This is a genomic window from Shewanella sp. HL-SH2 (assembly GCF_051164935.1).
GTDB classification, from domain to species: Bacteria; Pseudomonadota; Gammaproteobacteria; order Enterobacterales; family Shewanellaceae; genus Shewanella; species Shewanella glacialimarina.
The window spans coordinates 92,365-113,028 of sequence record NZ_CP195035.1; the positions used below are offsets into that span (position 1 = coordinate 92,365).

The 20,664-nt window shown below is 40.1% G+C and carries 17 protein-coding genes; 10 read left to right on the forward strand and 7 right to left on the reverse strand.

Annotation, left to right across the window (positions count from 1 at the left end):
• The first annotated feature begins 201 nt into the window (after positions 1–201).
• The 5 genes from ACRWP9_RS00315 to ACRWP9_RS00335 all read left to right on the forward strand — a co-directional run bounded on the left by ACRWP9_RS00315 (position 202) and on the right by ACRWP9_RS00335 (position 7,852).
• Positions 202–588, forward strand: coding sequence for a nitrous oxide-stimulated promoter family protein (locus tag ACRWP9_RS00315; RefSeq protein ID WP_434927359.1), 387 nt, complete (start codon positions 202–204; stop codon positions 586–588).
• Positions 589–656: 68 nt separating this feature from the next.
• A complete protein-coding gene (locus tag ACRWP9_RS00320; RefSeq protein ID WP_434927360.1) occupies positions 657–1,565 on the forward strand; it encodes a hypothetical protein in 909 nt (302 codons plus the stop codon).
• 9 nt (positions 1,566–1,574) lie between these two features.
• On the forward strand, positions 1,575–3,638 hold the full coding sequence (locus ACRWP9_RS00325) for a S9 family peptidase (RefSeq protein WP_434927361.1): 2,064 nt from the start codon (positions 1,575–1,577) through the stop codon (positions 3,636–3,638).
• A 138-nt stretch (positions 3,639–3,776) separates the two neighbouring features.
• Positions 3,777–4,355 (forward strand): YSC84-related protein, encoded by a 579-nt coding sequence (locus ACRWP9_RS00330; protein ID WP_434927362.1) that lies wholly within the window; start codon positions 3,777–3,779, stop codon positions 4,353–4,355.
• 653 nt (positions 4,356–5,008) lie between these two features.
• The gene (locus tag ACRWP9_RS00335) at positions 5,009–7,852 is read left to right on the forward strand and encodes an aryl-sulfate sulfotransferase (protein WP_434927363.1); all 2,844 of its coding nucleotides are present in this window, start codon (positions 5,009–5,011) and stop codon (positions 7,850–7,852) included.
• A 1,218-nt stretch (positions 7,853–9,070) separates the two neighbouring features.
• On the opposite strand, the gene ACRWP9_RS00340 is transcribed toward ACRWP9_RS00335, so the two are convergent.
• Both ACRWP9_RS00340 and ACRWP9_RS00345 read right to left on the reverse strand, forming a co-directional pair.
• Entirely contained in the window at positions 9,071–9,775 is a 705-nt protein-coding gene (locus tag ACRWP9_RS00340) for a hypothetical protein (protein ID WP_434927364.1), read from the reverse strand.
• Positions 9,769–10,674, reverse strand: coding sequence for a patatin-like phospholipase family protein (locus tag ACRWP9_RS00345; protein WP_434927365.1), 906 nt, complete (start codon positions 10,672–10,674; stop codon positions 9,769–9,771). Before ACRWP9_RS00345 ends, ACRWP9_RS00340 begins: the two co-directional genes overlap by 7 nt.
• An 86-nt stretch (positions 10,675–10,760) precedes the next feature.
• On the opposite strand from ACRWP9_RS00345, the gene ACRWP9_RS00350 reads away from it, so the two are divergent.
• The 4 genes from ACRWP9_RS00350 to tnpB all read left to right on the forward strand — a co-directional run bounded on the left by ACRWP9_RS00350 (position 10,761) and on the right by tnpB (position 14,670).
• Positions 10,761–13,271 (forward strand): lipoxygenase family protein, encoded by a 2,511-nt coding sequence (locus ACRWP9_RS00350; protein ID WP_434927366.1) that lies wholly within the window; start codon positions 10,761–10,763, stop codon positions 13,269–13,271.
• A 206-nt stretch (positions 13,272–13,477) separates the two neighbouring features.
• Positions 13,478–13,915, forward strand: a complete 438-nt coding sequence (locus tag ACRWP9_RS00355; RefSeq protein WP_434927367.1) for a hypothetical protein — start codon at positions 13,478–13,480, stop codon at positions 13,913–13,915.
• A gap of 222 nt (positions 13,916–14,137) precedes the next feature.
• The gene (tnpA, locus tag ACRWP9_RS00360) at positions 14,138–14,428 is read left to right on the forward strand and encodes an IS66 family insertion sequence element accessory protein TnpA (protein WP_434927368.1); all 291 of its coding nucleotides are present in this window, start codon (positions 14,138–14,140) and stop codon (positions 14,426–14,428) included.
• A complete protein-coding gene (gene tnpB / locus ACRWP9_RS00365) occupies positions 14,425–14,670 on the forward strand; it encodes an IS66 family insertion sequence element accessory protein TnpB (protein WP_434927369.1) in 246 nt (81 codons plus the stop codon). Before tnpA ends, tnpB begins: the two co-directional genes overlap by 4 nt.
• A 637-nt stretch (positions 14,671–15,307) precedes the next feature.
• On the opposite strand, the gene ACRWP9_RS00370 is transcribed toward tnpB, so the two are convergent.
• The 3 genes from ACRWP9_RS00370 to ACRWP9_RS00380 form a co-directional block, all read right to left on the reverse strand.
• Complete coding sequence (locus ACRWP9_RS00370) at positions 15,308–15,877, reverse strand: RHS repeat-associated core domain-containing protein (RefSeq protein ID WP_434927370.1); 570 nt, start codon at positions 15,875–15,877, stop codon at positions 15,308–15,310.
• A gap of 286 nt (positions 15,878–16,163) precedes the next feature.
• The gene (locus ACRWP9_RS00375) at positions 16,164–16,433 is read right to left on the reverse strand and encodes a hypothetical protein (RefSeq protein ID WP_434927371.1); all 270 of its coding nucleotides are present in this window, start codon (positions 16,431–16,433) and stop codon (positions 16,164–16,166) included.
• Positions 16,434–16,822: 389 nt separating this feature from the next.
• A complete protein-coding gene (locus ACRWP9_RS00380; RefSeq protein WP_434927372.1) occupies positions 16,823–17,320 on the reverse strand; it encodes a hypothetical protein in 498 nt (165 codons plus the stop codon).
• Between the two features lie 350 nt (positions 17,321–17,670).
• Between ACRWP9_RS00380 and ACRWP9_RS00385 the strand changes: the two genes are divergently transcribed.
• Positions 17,671–18,102: a hypothetical protein gene (locus tag ACRWP9_RS00385; protein ID WP_434927373.1), complete on the forward strand. Its 432-nt coding sequence runs from the start codon at positions 17,671–17,673 to the stop codon at positions 18,100–18,102.
• Between the two features lie 294 nt (positions 18,103–18,396).
• Here the strand turns inward: ACRWP9_RS00385 and ACRWP9_RS00390 are convergent, their stop codons facing one another.
• Together ACRWP9_RS00390 and ACRWP9_RS00395 are read right to left on the reverse strand one after the other, a co-directional pair.
• Complete coding sequence (locus tag ACRWP9_RS00390) at positions 18,397–19,356, reverse strand: bacteriophage abortive infection AbiH family protein (protein ID WP_434927374.1); 960 nt, start codon at positions 19,354–19,356, stop codon at positions 18,397–18,399.
• A gap of 1 nt (position 19,357) precedes the next feature.
• Entirely contained in the window at positions 19,358–20,458 is a 1,101-nt protein-coding gene (locus tag ACRWP9_RS00395; protein ID WP_434927375.1) for a PIN domain-containing protein, read from the reverse strand.
• Between the last annotated feature and the right edge of the window lie 206 nt (positions 20,459–20,664).

Sequence of the window (20,664 nt, forward strand, 5' to 3'; positions counted from 1 at the left end):
AATCACTATCAACAAATCAAGTATTTAAGCGATTTAACTGTAACAAAGCGTTGAGTTTGTGCTGAACAACGCACTTTTTGTGATTAGCCAGGCAATTTTGCCATTTATTTGCCACATGTCACGGCTTGCACTTGTAGACTTGTGTCACCTTATTGAGCGCCCTACACTGTCAATGGTTGAGCAAAACACTAAGGTATAGCGATGGCCGTTTCTGAGTTACTCTCAGGCAAGTTACTGTATGAATTTCGCACCATGACCGCGATGGTCGAGATATACTGTAAAGCACATCACCCTTTAAAACCAAGCGAAGGGGTCTGCCAGTCTTGTGGCGACTTTTTAGCGTATGCAGAAATCCGCCTTGACCGCTGCCCATATGGTCAAGCCAAACCCACCTGCAATAAATGCCCGGTGCATTGTTACAAGCCTCATATGAAACAAAAAGCACGTGAAATAATGATATTTGCCGGCCCTAGAATGTTAATCCCACACCCAATAATGGCAATAAAACATTTACTGGCTGAACGTAAGCCTGGGCCAGGTAAACCACCTGAAGGTGTTAGTAATCGCCACCAACGAAAATTGGGCTAACCAACGAGGTTTATTACCCCCTATGGGATATTTTGGGGTAACATTCACTTTCAACTCTGAGAGTGATAATGACAGACTATCAAACTTTTTTTATCCAGGCCTATTGGTGGCTATCTTTACTAGGCGGTGTTCATTGCTTAGGGGTAGCGTTGTTTATTCGTTATAGTTATCAAGGTCAAACAACGGATAACCAATCACTTGCGGGTATCTTAGGGTTAATTGGGTTCTATTTTCTTACCGGATTATTCACTCAAGAGTCCAGTCCAATACCCATCCACCTATTGCTGACACTGTGTTACCCGATTTATTTTCTATTGATGCCTTTGCTGTATATTTACAGTAAACAAAGTTTACATGGCGATAATTACCAGGCTAATTTTTTCAAACATTTTATGGCTGCAATGTTAGCGGCGATACTAACCTGCTCGGCGATATTTTTTGGCTTAGGCATTAATCTACAAGCCAGTAATACGGCAATACATTCGCTAGCAGAATTAAGCCATATCAATGCTTTTGTGCTTATTCTGCCGGGTTTGATGATAATTCAAACTGGTTTTTATTTTACAATGATTTATCGCCTGTTGCGGCAAACAAACCAACAAAACAACAACAGCAACAACAGCGACCCATTACTCAATGACATACGCCTTCGTTGGATTACTATTTTGGCTCTTGGCATGCTAATAAATTGGTTAGTGCGGTTAACTATTGTCTATTTACCTTTTTACTCAGGCAGTATGGTTTCTATTTTACCCCAAGCCATAACCCGCTTAAGTTTATTAGTGACTATGTATATTCTGGCTTTTTATGGCTTGCATCAAGTCACTCGCACCGCCTACTTCAGCCGCCGCGCGATACAATCAGATTCAAACAATACAGTGAATAACCAACAAGTTTTAGATGCTGATGAACTCAGTTATCTGCAAGATGTCATCGCTGACGATGGTACCGATAAACACAAAGACTCGACAACTTAAAGGAATACCATGCGTATTTATTCTTACATCAGCGTGATGGCAATAATGCTTTCAAGCCCTTTGGCTATTGATGCACAGGCTGCACCCGCAACCACTCCTCGCACTCACGCGATTACCATTGATGATTTTTTCGACATTGGTCAAATGCAAGATGTGGCGATTAGCCCTAATGCCAAGCAAGCCGTTTGGTTGGAAAGCCGTTGGGACGAAGCGCTAGATAAAGCCCAATCTGATCTATGGCTGATTAACACCCAAGATAAAAAAAGCCAACGCCTAACCTTTACCCACGACAATGAATCAAGCCCAGTATGGAGCCATGATGGCGAGTTTATTTACTTTATCTCTGCCGATAAAAAAGACAATGCCAAAGCGCCGTTTAACGGCAAAAACCAAGTTTTTCGCATCACATTAGCTAACCTAGCTATTCAGCCTATGACCAAAGAAGAATTGGGGGTCAACGCATTCCAATTAAGTGCTGACAGTAAATCTCTTTATTTTTTAGCCAATAAAAAATCCACAGATACTGATCAATGGGCAGAGATGCGCGCCAATTATTCTGCGCCTAAGTATGCCCATGGTAAACGCGACACTAATCCATTGAAGGTGCTTGATCTCACTAACTTCAAACAGAAAACAGTGCTAGATGATGACAAAGTGGTTTGGCAATTCAATGTTAATGATAGCGGCAGTAAAATCGCCCGTATTACCACCAGCGACAATGAACTGGTTTATTATGAAGGTTGGTCTAACATTGAAATTTTTGATGTTAAAACCGCCAGTAATAAAGTCATAGATGATAAACAATGGCGCCAACAAGCACCTTCGCCTTATGGTTGGTTATTGGGTTTAGATTGGCATCAAGATAACCAGCAACTGGCTTTTAGAATCGATTTTGATGGTTATCCTGGCAAATTATTTGTGGTCAATACCCAAGCAAATACGCCAACCATTGAGCTTAAGCCAATAGGCAAAACTACCTTTCAAGGTGGCGATATTCAATGGCGCCCCAAAAGTAATGAGTTATGTTATCTCGGCGCACAATCGGCACGCACGCAATTATTCTGCAGCCAAATAAACCAAGGAAAAGTAGGCGATACACGTAGCGTGTTAGCCGGTGATACTGTGGTAGGCAGCTACAGTTTTGGCGTATCAGGTAAACAAGTGGTATTTAGCCATAATAGCCTGACCCATTTCCATGACTTATTTATCGCCGACGCCGACTATAAGCGCAGCCAATTTAAACGCTTAACCAATATCAATCCGCAAGTCGATAGCTGGCAGTTACCGCAAATATCAGTAGTCACCTGGCAAGCACCCGATGGGGCAACTGTTGAAGGTATTTTAGAACTGCCCTACGGCTATAAAAAATCCCAGGGGAAATTACCTTTAGTGGTACAAATTCATGGCGGCCCTACCGCTGCCACATCTTATTCATTGCAGCATCGCTCATATGGGCGTGCAACATTTCCAGCTAGTGGTTGGGCTCTGCTATCGCCTAATTATCGCGGCTCTACTGGCTATGGCGATAAGTTTTTAACCGATCTTGTCGGTAAAGAGCATCAAATCGAGGTGGCAGATATTATGGCCGGTGTCGATAAGTTAATTACTGATGGCATTGTTGATGGCGAGAAAATGGCGGTAATGGGTTGGAGTAATGGCGGCTACCTGACTAATGCGTTAATCAGTACCACTAATCGCTTCAAAGCGGCTAGTTCAGGTGCTGGTGTGTTCGACCAGCGTTTACAGTGGATGCAAGAAGACACTCCAGGTCATGTGATTAACTTTATGCAAGGACTGCCTTGGGCGCAGCCAGACGCTTATGATAAAGCCTCATCTTTAACTTATGCAGATAAAATTAACACCCCTACGCTTATTCATATCGGCGAACACGACCAACGTGTTCCGGTTGGCCATGCCCAAGGGCTTTATCGCAGTTTAAAACACTACTTAAATGTCCCTGTAGAGATGATTGTTTATCCTGACGAGGGGCACGGACTTAACCTTTATAAGCACCGCAAAGCCAAAATGGAGTGGGACAAAAAGTGGTTTGAATATTATGTACTGGATAAATAATAAGTCGATAAAGCGGGTAAATAGTTAAAATAAGAGTAGCTTGGCTTAATTAATATTCATTTTTCACGGTATTGAGTATGCTCAGTATGTTAGCTTACTCATATTATTACGACACAAATGCACCCTATTGAGGTATTTATGACACGTTTACTCACCCTGTTCAGTGCAACTATGGTTAGCTTATCTTTGTTATTAAGCCCTGTAAGTTATGCTGATGAATCAAGTTATACCGATGCTATTACTAATTTCAAAAAAGCGACTGAAACCCAAGCATTTTTTAATACCGCATATGGTTACGCGCTTTTCCCCACGGTAGGAAAAGGTGGCATTGGTATCGGCGCTGCATATGGTAAAGGCCGCGTTTATAAAGGAGGCATGCACACTGGCGACTCAAGCTTAACGCAAATATCGATTGGTTTTCAATTAGGTGGTCAAGCCTATAGCGAAATCATCTTCTTCAAAAATGCCCAAGCCTATAATGACTTCACCAGCGGCAGTTTTGAGTTTAGCGCCCAGGCCTCTGCGGTAGCAATTAACGTCGGTGCCAGCGCTCAAGTCGGTACTACAGGTAACTCAGCAAGCGCAGGACAAGCTGGCAGTAACCATGCGGCAAATGCTGTTTACATCAATAATATGGCTATCTTCACCGCAGCAAAAGGTGGCTTAATGTACGAAGCCGCATTAGCGGGGCAGTCGTTCACTTTTGACGCTAAGTAACTCAAGTTAAACTGCGATGATTTAGCTTCATCCAGTAAGTTTTACCCAATAAAAATGGCTACCTGAGGTAGCCATTTTTGTTTGTTTCTTTACCCATTTTATGTACAGCTATAATTCAATGAATGAGTTAAAGATAACACCGTAACCTGCGGAAATAACCAGAAGCAGAATGGCACTACAATCATCTGCGATAAATGTTTACCCTGACTCGACAATACCTTAATTCACGTTTGGTTGATTCACTTAGCCCAATACTTCATTGGTACTTATTGCCTACCGCAGGCCTTAGTGCAGATAATCCAGCGAGACGCCGCAAGCACCTCCATGTGGGCTTAACAAAAACGTCCCTGTTTTTGATACTCGCTGGCTCATCTGCACCTGAATTTTTGTTTCTTCGATTTAGTTTCATTGATGGCTATGGGAAAGCTGTACCAAACAAGATAAAAGATAATGGGTTAACTTATCTTTTACACTGACCCCACTAAATTCACCCCACTAAATTCCGACATCACTCGGGTCAGTATCGCAATCGCTGAGTTCATCATTATTCAGACATCTTAAAGGAGTAAAGGTGAGTAAAGATAAATAAAGCTGAGTAAAGGTAAATGCAGAACTAGGTGGACTATGTACTAATGATAAAAAAGGAGTGTCAAATGAACGTTAATCATCGAATATTAGTACCCATTTTAGTTACTAGTTTGAGTTTACTATCTGGTTGCGGAGGAGGCGCTGAGACTACCAATGATCCTAGCCCTGATACGGGGAGCACAAATCGTGCGCCTATCGCAGACGCTGGGGACAACCTAAATATCACTACGGGTAGCCTTGTCTCCCTCAATGGAAACCGTAGTTCAGATCCTGATAACGACTCACTGACTTACCAATGGATGCTAACGAGTATACCAAGCGGTAGCGGCGCAACATTGAGTAGTTCCAGTAGCGTGAGTCCAAGTTTCACTAGCGATCTTGATGGTAGCTATAATATTTCACTGGTTGTGAATGATGGCAAGGTTAATAGTCCTGCCGATGTGGTGACAATCACTGCTACGAAGGCTAATAGTGATGGAACTACTGTTGATTTTGACTTTAGTATCAGTGCTCACGACAGCAATGTGCTAATGGTTAATGCAAATGTGACTACAAGTGAAGTCACTGAGGTGTCCATTCAATTTGAGTCGGTAGATACACCAAGCCGAGCAACCTCAAAGTCTGCAGCTGCACTAACCCATGATTTAACCGTGGTTGGGTTAAGGCCTGAAACCAACTACCAATTCACCGCGGTGATCACCAGTCAATCCGGCAAAGTAACAACCAGCGAACCAAAAGCTTACACCACGCCCAGCCTCCCCTTTAGCTTGCCTGATATTCAATTAAAAACTAGCAGTGATAATAGCTATCCAGGCGTTACCTTTTTTTCAGTTGCTGATACAGATGCCCGTTTTATTGGCGTAGATGAAGCAGGTCAAGTTGTTTGGTATTTACACAACACTGATGTTCCTATGTTAGCGAGTTCTCCTGCCATCAAATACCTTGGCGATGGCAAAATAATGTTAATGCTGAGGCGCGAAGTGTGGGTAATAGACATAGAAGGTAATATTTTATCCTCTTACCCACTCCCTACCTACCATCACGAAGCAACCATTTTAGATAATGGCAATATTGTGGTGTTGGTTAACGAATTTGAAGATGTTAATGGCAACTCACTAAAAGGTGATCGTATCGAGGAATATAACCCTTCAGGAACCTTAGTATGGCAATGGTCGAGCTTCGACCATCTCGATACCGAACGTTTCACCGGAGCATTATCGACACGTGTCGTTGATGGTGCAATGGAGTGGACACATTCCAATGCAATACAGCAGCAAGACGATGGTTCGCTGTTACTCTCCTTACGATCTCAAAGCTGGGTCGTCAATATTAATCACGAGAGTGGCGATATTAACTGGATCCTTGGCAGCGCTGAAGGCACTCAAAAACAGTCGTTACAGGACAAATTTATCAGTCTAGAACAAGGCAGTTGGATGTCAGCGCAACACGCGCCGATGCAAACCGCCAACGGAGAATATCTGATTTTTGATAATCGTAACGAAGCTGAGTTAGCGGGTTCGCAGAATAACAGCCGTGCCGTTAAGTACCGGGTTAATGCTGATACCAAGACAGCAACCCAAGTTTGGGAGCATATTGTTGATAAGTATACTCAATCTTTAGGGGATGTTGATGAACTGCCCAATGGTAATATTCTGATCACGGCTGGAGGACCAGGCAGTAATGACAATGCTTATTTGGTTGAAGTGACCGCCGCTAATCCATCGCAAGTTGTTTGGGAATTACATGTTAACAATAACAAGATCTACCGCGCTGAACGCGTTGGCTGGGAAGAGTTGTTATCTTCAAACAAGGATGCAACTGGTGAATTGATATTAGCGGGCGAAATTTCAGGGCTTCACGCCGATGGCTTGAGCCTTTTTAATGGTAATGAAACCTTAGCAATTTCTGCTGGTGCAACAAGATTTGCATTCACAGAAACCGTGAGCGAAAGCGCTGCGTATAATATCCAGTTAATTACCCTACCCGAAAATCACACCTGTAACATTAATAATGGCTCCGGCACCATGAGTTCCAATATCGCCGATGTTACCGTCACTTGTAACGACAGCAAGGTGAATGCCGACTTAACCCATCTTCCCATTGGTGACCCGCTTATTCTGCAGCGGATAAATGGCGATGATACGCCTGAAGTCGGTAAACTCTGGCTTTGTCGGCTTCCTGCAGATGGTGCTGGAGCAGCGCCTTCCGACGACTGGACCAATGCAGATGGTACCTGGAACTATATTCTTAAACCGCAAGTTGAGGGTGAAAGTTATTTTTCCAGTGAGTTCAGCGTGACGCTTGATGGCCAAGGAAAACGCCTCATCACCGGAAACAACCTGCCAACAACAGCGACCGGCACCTTCCCTATTGAGCGTGGCACAGTCGCCTATGGATATGATAAAAACCCCAATTTCATTCGGTCACACAATATCCAAATAAGCTTTGATGCTATTCCAAGCGTCAATGCCCAGCCTAACTGTGTTGGGTTTGGGGCCAATGGCATTTCACTTACTGGCTCTGCTATTTATCAAGGCGCTTCAACCGTTGGAACCGATGCCTCTGCCTATGAAATGCTAGACAGCAGTGGTGGGCATACTGACGGCACTGAAACATACCACTACCACTATCTTGCTGAAAATGTATTAGCAAAGCTAGATCCAGATAATGGCGGACACTCTAAACTGATGGGATATATCCAAGATGGCTTTGGTATTTTTGGTCCAAGAGGAGAAGATGGAAAGGTGTTAACATCAGCAGATCTGGATGAATGCCATGGTCATACCCATGAAATAGAATGGGATGGTGAAACTCGTAATATGTTCCACTACCACTGGACATATGATTTCCCTTATAACGTAGGGTGTTTTAGGGGTACGCCTCAAGACCTAAACATAAATAATAACTAGCCGCTACCTTTGGGGTGCTCTGAAATGAGTACCCCATTTTTGAATAAATCGAAATAACCTCAACTCGGGATAATAAATGCATATCAAACAGCCCTTTGTACCGCTAACTGCGTTGAATTCACTTGCAATAGACTAGCTATTGACGCGTAAATTCGCCTTGTTATCAGCGCAAAGTTCAAGTTTGAATGTAAGTTATTGAATTTAGGCTATCTCAATGCCATTTATTCATCTCTTAACCCGAGTTGAGGTTAAATAATACAATCAACAAAAAACTGATAGGAAGCGCTAGTGCGAAAATACCTACTGCAATAACTGCAATAACTGCAATAACTGGGTCAGAGTGAACTCTATAAATCAGTCGATTGGCACATCACTGCTGAATGGCTTCTTCTTCCCTAAATGGCGTGCTCGATGATTGTTTCGAGCTAAGCCTACGCTGTCCTTAAGTGGCTATACTTTAATCTGATTTGTGGGTTTAATTCAAGATTTTTGTCACACTTACAACTAAATTTTTCATTAAAAATAACTACTTGTATCAGTATATCACTATCAGACTTCATTTGAATTGAGGTCATCGAGACAATTCCGTGAGCTTGGCATGGATGCCACGCTAGCTTACGTTGGGCCAGGGACGGCCCGTCGGAAGCGTTAGGGATTGTCGACAATGGCCGAAGCGGACGACAAACGTGGGTAAAAGCTGGATCGATACCCATCGAAAAGATGCGCTTTTCAGCATTTTTCGTCTGGGGCGGCAGGGTGTTCCAAGAGGGTATTGCTGTAGATACCCTTTTGGCCGGTGCAGGATGGAATCCTGCGATTTTGCTGTTATCTTTTAAGCAATCTGTGACGTACCGCAGAAAGTTTACACGTTAAGTATTTCTAGAACCTGCATGCTTTCAGCAAAAACTTACTTGTCGCTGGAAGCAAAGTCTGACATAGGCAGCTTTCAGCTTTCAATAACTTACCGAAAAGATATAACCATACTCTGACATAAAATGTACCCATAGTCTGACAAATCGGAACTGCACCTAGATACTATAATTATGAATTGTCATTTTATTACAACTGAAAGCGTATCTCTTAGTAACTCACTTTTGGACATAAATGGGTTAGTGTTTAGACTCTAATACCTATAGTTCGTATTAGTCTAGGGTGAGCGGCACAATTATAGAAGACGGTGTGATCATAAAACGGCCAAACTGATCAATATTAAATCACTCAACTTTCTTTTGAGCACTTATCAGACTCTGATCTAAACAGGATTTTTGCTCCTCGAATTATATTTTTGAGTGTTACAACAATATACCAAGTGATCACACTTCGATGTACGGGGCTTCCTTCGAACTCCTCAAAAAAATACATTTCTTCATAAATACCAACAGCTACTATGAATATACCCACAATAAGTTTGAGCAATAAGATTCTTGGGTTTTTGAGAAACCGTTGGTTTTTAAACATATTATCTTTTAAATATTCTTCGCTTTCAAATATAGCGAGGAAGACATAGGCCAGCATAGATAAACCAATGACAACTAACATCAGTCCACTGGATGCGCCACTGTAATCAGATTCAAGAAAAAATTCAGATGCGTCTGTGATACCAGAAAGAGTAATGAAAATTGCCACTATAACAATAAAATATCTGCTATAGATTATGTTTCGGAAATAAAGCAGGGGCGCGCTATCTCTGAACTTTTCTAACTCTCCGACTCCCTCTTGAAGATTGACGATTAGTTCAGTCAATGATCGCAAGATAATAAGTACGCCAATTGCAAAAATACCATGTACTGCACTGGGTAAATAAACCGCCTCTTCTTGAGGTAAATCCATCAAAATATCACCAAAGGCAGTCACCACAAAATATATGCCTAGCAATAAGTTAACAATTGGATGGTCTAAAAATTTATGCAGGCGATCTAACATTTGATATCTTTCAAAAATGCCTTCATCGCATTTGCGCCAGACTCTTCAAGTTTTAAAATTTCACTTTCACTTGTTTTAAAATTAGCTCCTGAAACACCCAGATCATCAATAAATACAGTGCGGGTTTGGTCACGTTGATGAATGTGTCCTGAATTAGCTTTTTCATACATGAAAACGCTCACAGCATTGATATAAGACTTTAAAGAATCAATGTTTTCATGACTCGTTTTCAGCTCTTTAATTTCTTGGTATTTATTGTGAGCTTCTAAAAAAAAACCAAGTGTTTGATCAAAATCGCATCCTTCCCTATCAAAGATATCGATAGGATAATTCCATGATAAACCGCCATCCACAAAAAGCTCACCATTGATCTCAAACGGTTCAAATACAAATGGAATACTGATAGATGCTCTTACAGCTTTCCATATTGGTAAATCGGGTGAGTTTTTGTATGAAAAAATTTGAGCAGTTTGACTACTCAAATTAGTGGCAACAACATAAAGATCTTTAAATTTAGAATGTTGTTTAGACAGTTTATTTAGAGATGAAAATGTCAAGTTTTCATCTCCGGATGTCTGCCCTATTTGCTGCTTAATAATCTTGGTAAACCCATCTCCCGTATGAATTCCATAATGTGAAGCCAAACGAGCAAAATCTCCGAGCACCCCACCACGGTCAGAAATAAAATCAGCAAAGTGCGTACTTTTAACGCAAGCTATAAGTTCTTCAGGAGACGCCCCACATGCTAGTATGCTAGCAGTAATCGATCCAGCAGATGTGCCCGCAAGGGATGATACGTTATCATATAACCCCAACTCGCCAAGCACTCTCATTGCGCCTGCGTAGGCAGCCCCTTTTACGCCACCACCTTCGAAGACCAAATTCTTATAATTTTTCATTTATTACCGAATAGATAAAGAAGTTAAAATTAATATATAGTATAACTATAGCTTACTAATAAACAACGATAATAAAGGGTAATTTTATGTCTGGTGCAAAAGTAACTGGAATAATTAATGCAAATATTGATGAAGTCTGGAAGGTATTTCGTGCCTATGGCGAACCCGTTATGGAATGGTGGCCGATATACAAAGACCTGAAAATTGAAGGTGACGGAGAAGACAAGCAGGGTTGCATTCGAGTATTTAATACAACAACTGGACATTTTTATCGGGAAAGTTTGGAGCAAAGGGATGATGATAAAAAATTAATGGTCTACAAGTTATTGGAAATAAAGCCCTCTGTACCAACCCTAAAAACTATTTTGACGACGGTACAATTCACCAAAAAAAGTGACACAGAAACGATTGTAGATTGGTCTTCTGAAATAGACGCCAACTCAATGGTACTCGGTAAAGTTTGTGCTGTTCAAGAAGACGTCTATAAGGCTGCCATCAAGTCGCTGGACCGCTATTTCAATCCAAGCTTTGGCACTTTGCAAGTGAAAATAATTGGCGCTAAAAACCTGGTAAACAAAAGTCGTTTTGCACCTAATCCTTTTGTGGCAATAGATATTGACAGTACCAATCCGGTGTTATCAAAAACCAAACTGCATACCACCTCTCCAAAATGGAATGAAACAATAAAGCTAGATGTTTTAAAGAAAGAAGGCCAAGTCAATATTTCCCTATGGGACGAAAACATATTTGGTCATGACGAGTTTTTAGGCAGCGCCACTCTTAACCTACACCAACTTAAATCGAACACACCTTTATTCCAAAAGTTCACATTATCAGAAGCTGACAAGGGCGAGATATCGTTAGCGTTTACTCTACAGTTGAAAAACGGCGAGGTGCTTGAGGAAACCGATGATAAAAAGGAATTTGATAGCCTTGAAGAAGCTAAAAGCATCCTTAATGAACTGAAAGATCAAGCGCTACAAACCATACAAGAGTTAGAAGGTGGCGATCCAATTACCTACGGGTACACTCGCTATCCTCGAATGACAATTTATCCCGAAGTAGATTATGAAAACTTACCTCGATGCGTCGACCAACTACATATAGCCCAAGCATTGAAGCCACACAAAATAGGCCGAGTAACCGAGCGTATTACACAATATGCGATGTCACAAATCAATTTTCTAGATAGAAGCGAGAAATCGGGAAACATGTATAGCGCCCTATATGGCGAATGGATGAATCAGAACGATTTTGTAATTCAACACTATGATGATGACAAAGAGTTTTGCCGCCAATTAATTCAAGGGGTAAACCCTATGATGATTGAAGCGTGTAGTTCAATCGAACGAATACCCGACAGTCTAAAGAGCCTAAGCAGCGATGGAGCTGATGTCGCGACGCTAATTAAAAACAAGTCCTTGTATATACTAGATTATAAACACCTCACAGATATTCCTCAGTATCGAGATATGTGTTTTTATGCACCGATTGCGTTAATTTGTCAGAAAGAAGGTGAGCTCGATATATTAGGATTTCAGCTAACGCGAAAATCTGATGGAAAAGACGAAATTTTCACTCCGTCAATGAAGCAAACGAAACCTAATCGTTATCGTTTTGCTAGAATGCATTTATGCTGCGCTGACAATCAATACCATCAATTTGTTGAGCATTTGGGTTTCGCCCATTTGGCTATGGAACCGTTTGCTATTGCATATCATAATTGTTTTTCAGATGACCACCCTATCGGCAAAGTACTAAAACCGCACTTTAAAGATACTATAGGTATTAATTATCTTGCTAGGCAAACACTCGTTTCACCCATCATTCCATTTACCGATCGTACATTTTCTCCAGGTACAGCTGGGGGACTTAGGTTATTTTTAACTGCCCATAAGGAGTGGGATTTTTCAAAGCTTAGCTTTAAAAAACGCATGGAAAGCCGAGGCTTTGATGAGAAAAAATCAGATGGCCTTAAAAATTATTTTTATCGTGACGATGGTTTCCTAATATGGAATGCGCTCAGCAATTACTTCAATGATATTATCGACGAGTGCTATATGAGCGATACAGATATAGTGTCGGATAGCATCATCCAGCAATGGGCAGAAGAACTAAGCTCACCAGACAAAGGTGCTGTAGCTGGTTTCCCAAGTGAAATAACGACAAAGTCTTTATTAAAGGAAATATTAACCGCCATCGTATTCAATTGTAGCGCACAGCATTCTGCGGTTAACTTCTCTCAATATGACTACGTGTCCTATGTGCCTAACAGACCCGATTCGTTATTTGCCTATATGCCTGAAGATGAATCTGAAATCACAGAGGCATTTATACAAAAGGCACTCCCTGATGTCACCGTTATGCATTTTCAAGCGCTATTTGCTTGGTTGCTTAGCATCCCTTCTGAAACTCCACTATCAATTTTAGAGGGTAGTAATAATGCGCAATTTAAAGCGATACATAAAAAACACATTGCAGCATTTAAAGATATATCTGAGTCTATTCAAGCGAGAAATGACCAGCTCACAAATTCAGGGGCAAAAGCTTACCCTTATTTAGATCCCCAAAATATTGCTGCTAGCATAGATATATAATGGAGTTGGGAAGAAAGATGGCTAATGCTGTTGACATTTTATTCGAGAATTATTTTTTAGGAATAGAAAGATGCAGCGAATCAGTCATAGGTATACATGGTGTTTTCTCAGTGTATAAACTTTCTAAACAATAATAGTTAGTAATTTATGAGTTTTAGTCATTAGAATACATTCGCAATATCACGAAATAATTATTGGAGAAAAGTATGGCCGATGAAACGCCAATTGTTCACGAAGTCGAAGCCGCTAAAAATCGGGTTAAATCACTTGTATATCACTGGATGAGTATATGGGATGCCAATACCGGAAACGCTGCGCCATTAATAGACGCCCTCTCTCCTGAGGGCTTTCAAATTAATTTAGTGGAAGAGAAAGAAACCTTAGAAACCATTGCTGAAGTTAAATCGTGGTTTGCAAAGTTTCCAACCTTAGTTAAACAGGATAATCATATTGTTGAATCAATCGAAATTACTGCTCTAGACAGAGATCGATGGAGAGCAGTAACAAAAATCCGCGGCCCAGGTATCGCCGTAAATGGTCAGCCTTTTCTAGTTCATTCTTTTCATGATTGGGAAGTGGTGGATTACGGTGGTGCCATGCCTCGTATTTCAAAAATGTCTATCCGTTTAATTCAGCAGGCTTAGTTTTTTAAAAAACGTCTAACAAGTGTGGAAGTACTACTTGGATTCAAATAATAAGTGCATAACTTGAACCGGTAGAAAAAACGGTCAGCTGAATATATGCTAATTGCTTTTTCTCCGGCAAGAGATGCAACAATGAAAACATATAAAGGTAAGCGGTTAATTAACCCCACATACCAATAAAAATCAGGCTTTGGCATAGTGCTTCTTTACAAAGGAGATGCTATGAATCAATCGCAAAAACATGACCACTGGACTAAAATACTGACTGAGTTCAAACAAAGCCAGTTACCGATTAAACAATTTTGTACTGAGCGGTCAATCCACTATCAAACACTTTACTATTGGGTCAAAAAACTCAACAGTAAAGAGGCCAAGCAACAAGTTCAGCCAATTGTCTTTGACCAGGAAAGCGCTGATGTCGTGGTGCTATTATTACCTAACGGTATTCGCGCTGAACTCCCTTCGATGCTCAGTCAAACACAAATCAAACATTGGGTTGCAGCACTACAATGACTCCCACTGGTAACGTGTATTTAGTGTCGGGTGTCACCGACATGAGAAAGTCGATTGATGGATTATCATTAATCGTTGCAGATACGCTTGAGATGGACCCCTTTAGCCAGGCTTGGTTTATCTTTTGTAATCGACACCGCGATAAGCTCAAAATATTATTTTGGGATACTAATGGATTTTGGCTTTATTATCGTCGCCTCAAAAAAGGTCACTGTTCTGGTCTAATTCCATCGGACACTTAATTTTGAGACAGTATGGTCAATAAATTAAGAGGTCGATATGTAGTGGCTAATTAATACTGGCCACCGTTTTAGATTCATTCTTGCAGATCATGTGAAGTTAGAAAATATATGGCAAACCGAAATAAATATTTTAGATTGATCAACAGCACTAACTCATAAAGAGGCAGAAACGAGTCAATACAGATCACAAACTTGCGGTTAAACCAATACAAGTGATGAACTTTAATCGTATTAATGCTTGTGGTTTTTGTTGAATTTGTCAACGTATGGGTTAACAAACTGAGTAACAAGCTGATATTAAACAAAATAGTTTTTGTCATAAAACTACAAAAGCCATTTTTATGTCACACTATGGGTTAAATTTGTCAAACTATGGGTGCATTATGTCAATGTATGGGCTCAGCGACATTACTTGTCGCTAAAAGCATAAGTCGACATAAGCGTGGCTCTACTTTCAATCGCTTATCTCAAAGATAAAGCCATAAGCTGACATAAAATATAATCATAAGCTGACAAATTTTGAAAACTAATAAAACTACACGCATCTAACATCTAGTTTTATTACAAATAAGGGTTAGCGTTATTTCCAAATTATCAAAGCAAATTTGAGTTATAGAGGGCTAGACATCACCTCTAACTAGGTGGCCAATTTTACTTGACCACTACACCATGCGGCGGCATCGTCTCTACGTTCAAATCCACCGTTTTTATTTGCAACCCTAGCTTTAATGTTTATAGAGCTCAACTTATCTTCAAGTTCTTTACGCTCTTTAGGGGTAGTATTAGATTCTTTAGGACTATGAGTTCCTTGATCATTCTTTTCTTGCTTATTGGTACCACTATCTCCTTGAGCCCCCTTAGCCGCATTCCCCTCCAAGCTCCCCACTGCCGCTAATTCGGGCGTTGTGACTTTCGGTGTCGCTGCTCTCTCTGAATTACCATTGCTACGACTGCCACCACTTTTACTGCCGCCAAAGAAAGCGCTGTCTGCCTTACCATTACCGCCCCAATTACTCAGCGTCGTATCGCAAACGCTCTTAATTCGTGATGCAGCACAACCCGCATACCCTGTCGGATCTGTCCCCGCCAGCGGGTTGTTCATGATGTAGGAATACGGATTCACACTCTGGGTCGAGGTTGGCGCTTGTATAAGCGGGTCAACCGACATAAACCGCCCAAGGTTGTAATCGGACACCCGACCGTTCATGTGAATCAGCTGCTGCTCGTTCAGATGCTCATGGTCGGTAAAACCGCGGCGGTTTTTATTGGTAATATCCAAATCTTGCAGCTGATATATATATGCATTTTTGCATGAGAAAATATAGGTTAAAGGTACTCACTATTGCGAACTTGAAATATCAGTTCTAACAAGAAAAGGGGCAGAAATGAGCTGGGACAAATGACTTCCAACATACATCTCGGATTATAAAATTTATGGATTTAACGCCGTTAGCAACGGCGATGCTAGCTTAGCTTGTTAAGTGTTTTTATTATCAAGAAACAATTTCATACTTCCATCTTGGGTGACTATATAAATACTCTCCACCACTTTCTCTATCTGTAAGCTTTGCTTGAAGTAAAAATTTAGTACCTACTGGAAACCTCTTTGGATCACTTAAAGTCTTTGAGCAAGCAACTTGCAAATCAACGGGATACTTGTGACCGGCAACTGGACGAATATGGATTTTGCCATGCTTGCCTGAAGTATCATTAGCAAAAAAGCTTTCTACTAATACCATCTCATAATCATTAAGTTGTGGCACTAAAACCTCCTGTACAAATCAATAGTGCGTAGCTCACATTAGGACATAAATGACACATGTACATGATTCAGTCAATATTTTTAATGGCTTCAATAGCTTTCTGTTCTGGGCTTTCTGACATGAAAGAAAATAACAGAAATCTTATTTTTAATAGCACTCTACTTCTCTAAAAAAAGAGTCCTGAAATATTATTTTTTTTTAACTATTGAATATAAGCTATTATCTGCATCAGTAGTGTAATAAAAAAGACCAGTTTCGCGTACTCTAAATAGGTTCGGGTTAGTTACACAACTCTTGTTAAATACCATGCATAGATCGTACCTAAACCAAAAGTGATGGAACATAATAGTCGAAAAATTGAAACACTATCCATGACTTGAAAACCCTTGTCATGCTGCAATCCGGAGAATAACTTTTTTCCAAAACGATTCATCGTAATCAAGACTGCTATATTTACAAACAGCTTTAATTTGTTCGATAATGTCATATTCACCAAATATAAAGTTGCTATTTTCCTCATTAAATTTTGATGTATAGAAAATAATTTCAACAACTTCTCTCAATATTTGTGCAGTCCAAAACTCTATATTTTGACTTGTTTTTATTTCTTCTGATTTTTCAAATTGATGACCTCTAATGTTCCAGTCGTTTATGTATACATCTCGTTTATTATCGTTGACGGCTAAAGCTTGATTCTTATCATTTAAACCAACCAATAAGCGCCGTTGGTTTTTAGACAACATTTCATCAGTACTTGATAGCTCAACTACTAAGTTATTTATTAATTCTGTATGTATAAATGGCGCGCCAGTGTAAGACGTTTTTAACGGAACGCTGAACTCATCAACTAACCTTTTTAACCAGTTGATATAGTTTTCATTGGCCACTACACCTACTTAAACGTAAACTGGATAGCATGGTTCAGTGCTAAAACTATCAAGGATAAACCATGAACTACAACAAACACTCCCAAGGTTACATCAGCAATGGTCACTAATGGGTTAACATAGATGGAGAGAGTTGAATATATGACTTTTTGGACATTCAAGAACAAGCATGGGTTAGGTAACAATACTAACTCTATCAACTATACCGAGAGAACTAACCTAGTCAACAAGAGTAAGAAGAGTATCACTACTACTCCTGACTTCGGTAACTATTGAGATATCAAAGCATTCAGAGTACTAAACCTAAAAGGCGAGTACGGACTAATTACTACAACTTACGGGGCATAACAATGAAAACATCTAAGTTGATAGGAATAGCCTGTACTCCAGTATTACTCCTAATCACCTATGTAGGTCTATGTAATTGGGCTGAAGAAGAGATGGATAGCTACTACCTATCAAGCAAATATGTCAGTGACTTCTACGATGTTCAACGTGAACTAACTACTAACTGCAAAGCAAGGCACGTAAAGTTATTAAATACGATAACTCAGGAGCAATACAAAGAGCCTGATATCAAAGCAGCTCTAGCCCAAGAATCTAAAGACTACAATACCTGCTTACTTAAAGGGTATGACTCTAAGTTATTTTATGTTCTAACTGCTGATACTCCTGAAGGAAGAAGTAAGCAACTAACTAAGTTCATGAAGGATACTATTACGAAGAGAGATTCACATTTCTATCGCACTGCATCAGTCATTCAAGCCATCAGCTTTAAGTAGGAATCCATGAAGTATTTAATGCCTCTAACTCTATTTATGTCATTTTGTAGTGGTTGAATTTGGCCACTATATTGAAAGTTATAATAGATAGCTTAGGTCAAGTACAAACAGCTAAACTTCAATATATATCTATTTCAAACACACTTTGGGATAAAAACGGCTTAAGGCGTCAACCCTCTTTTGGGCAATTTCGAGTTAGAGCTGATGTTCAAAATTGAATGCTTCACATAAGAAAAATTTAGAAAAAGCAATGCTAGAATCCACCGCAATCGCTAATGACATTTCAGTTTTTGCTTAGATCTGTTCCATTCTGACAACTGAAACGTTGGCTATTCCAAGTCCAGTTAGAGTGTCACAGTGCACTTCCTCATCATCAGAGTCATAAAAAGTCGCAACCCATTTGGCATCAGGTCTGACTGATTGCTCCAACTTCTGGAAGTAGGGTAAATCTACGTCAGCTAATGAGTGGCCGAGAACATATACTTCATCAATATTGCCGAGCTTTGCAAAGAAATCTTCGTTGTTTTTTATGATCTGGTCTGTTCCCTTGAAAGTTGCTGAGAAATACTGATTGATGGCATCCTTGCCACGCTCGAATGAATAGTCATATTGATCAGATTGATATTCCATCCATCGTTCTAAATCTTCATCACTCAATCCTAATGGTGGTTCGGCAGGTCTCTCTTTGAAATTTTCAGGATCAACACCATGACCGAGAATTAATTTATCAACATGCTCATCGGCTTTCCCATGAATGAATAGCAGGTTTTCATCGGGGATTGCGTAGTATTTAGAAAGCGTATCTGTGTAGTTGAATGTGAGGTAAACAGCGTCTCTATCAATGTTTACTGATCGGCTGTGATCAAACTGAGGAAACTGCACAGACAAAATGAACTCTTTGAATGCCTTATACAGATCAGTGGTTAGAAGCCCAAGTATTCGCTCCATCTCAATTTCAAGCGTGTATCGGTCTCTGTCTCGAAAGTCATCTGAAGAATAGCTTGGCATTGCATCCATGTTTGCTTCCAAAACTGAATCTTTATCAAGCAGTGACATACTCGTTTCAAATTCAGACCATAAAAGGTCTGACATTGATGTAGGGTAATCTGGATTGAGATCACCGAAACCATAATGCTCGATCAATAAGTCATAGGTTTCCCAATAGTTGTTTTTAAGATATAACCCAAATGATGTGTATTTTGTGTCGAGGCCATGATGAACATCAAAGCCATTACCAATTACATATAACTTCATGTTATTCCCCATTGATATCTAGTTCTTTGAAGTGAATGATTTCAGAGTCATTATCAGTCAGTTCGAAGTACGCATCTTGGAAATACAGCTCTTCAATATATGCTTTAGCCTTTAATCCGTCGTCGTAAGCAAGAGTTAAGTGGGCAGTGTAAGTTTCTTTATGTTTTACTGTTAATTCATTACTCAAGACAAAGACATACTGCTTATCTTCAGGATCCCAAGGTGAGCGGTCATAATCTGAGACGCGATAGTTTGCGGTAACAACCACCTCAAATTCTACTTCGTATTCAGCCCACTCAGCATCGACATTCTGTAAGTTTTTCTTCTCAACATTCACCGAGTTGATTTCTATAGAATTTATAATTTCATCGAAAGGATCTGCGTCTTCATAGTTGAACTCACCATCTTCGAGAGCTTGTAGGGCATCTGCTTTGATTTGTTCTAGGAGTTGTTCGAATACTTCATCAGCAAATTTTGCTGGTTCTTCGTACGCTTTGTCGCTTCGAACAATCAAGTCAATTAAGTCATCGACGTTTTCAAGATGAATGAAGTTATCTTCTTGATCACAGAATGATTTCATATCGCCATCGTCACTAACTATGTAGGCTGAATGTCCTCTAGCCAAGCTCACCTTTTTAATAGCTTCTAGCGCAAATGCATCAGGAAACTCGTGCTTTTTTGATTCTTTGCCAAAGGGAGGGAGGTTGTTGAAGTAAGCATGAAATACAACTTGAGGGTTAACAGTACTTACATCAATAGTTTCCACATAGCCGTTTTCGACGAAATCATCAAATTTTTCACTGATAACAGCATAAATATCATCACCTTTAACCTTGGTGAAGATGCCATGACAATCAAGGTCGGGGGTGTTTCTTAGGAACATCGCATCTCTTTGCATCTTCTTTATCATAGAAGCTGCTTCTTCAGATTTGCGTTTGAGATGGGCATTGATCTCTTTCTTTGTCACATCAGTAATGAGCAAGTGGATTTTCTTATCTTCAATTAGTTCTTGAAGACGACCAAGAGCGTGTTGTCCAAATTGATAGTTTTTCTCTTCAAAAGCGCTTGTATCGATAAACACTAGCCTTGTCTGTAATTCCATAATCAATACCTTGAACACATGGTGTAAATTGTTATCAAATAAATTGATAAAATAATCGAGTGGTTAACCAACTAATGGCATATTGATTCATTACAAAAATTCGGGCAAGTAATGAGTTAGCAAGGTGTGATGAGAAATAGCTATAAATGATTTATGGGCAGAAGTAAGCTTGCCACATAAGGTTCTTAGCTTTAAGCTAACGTTGA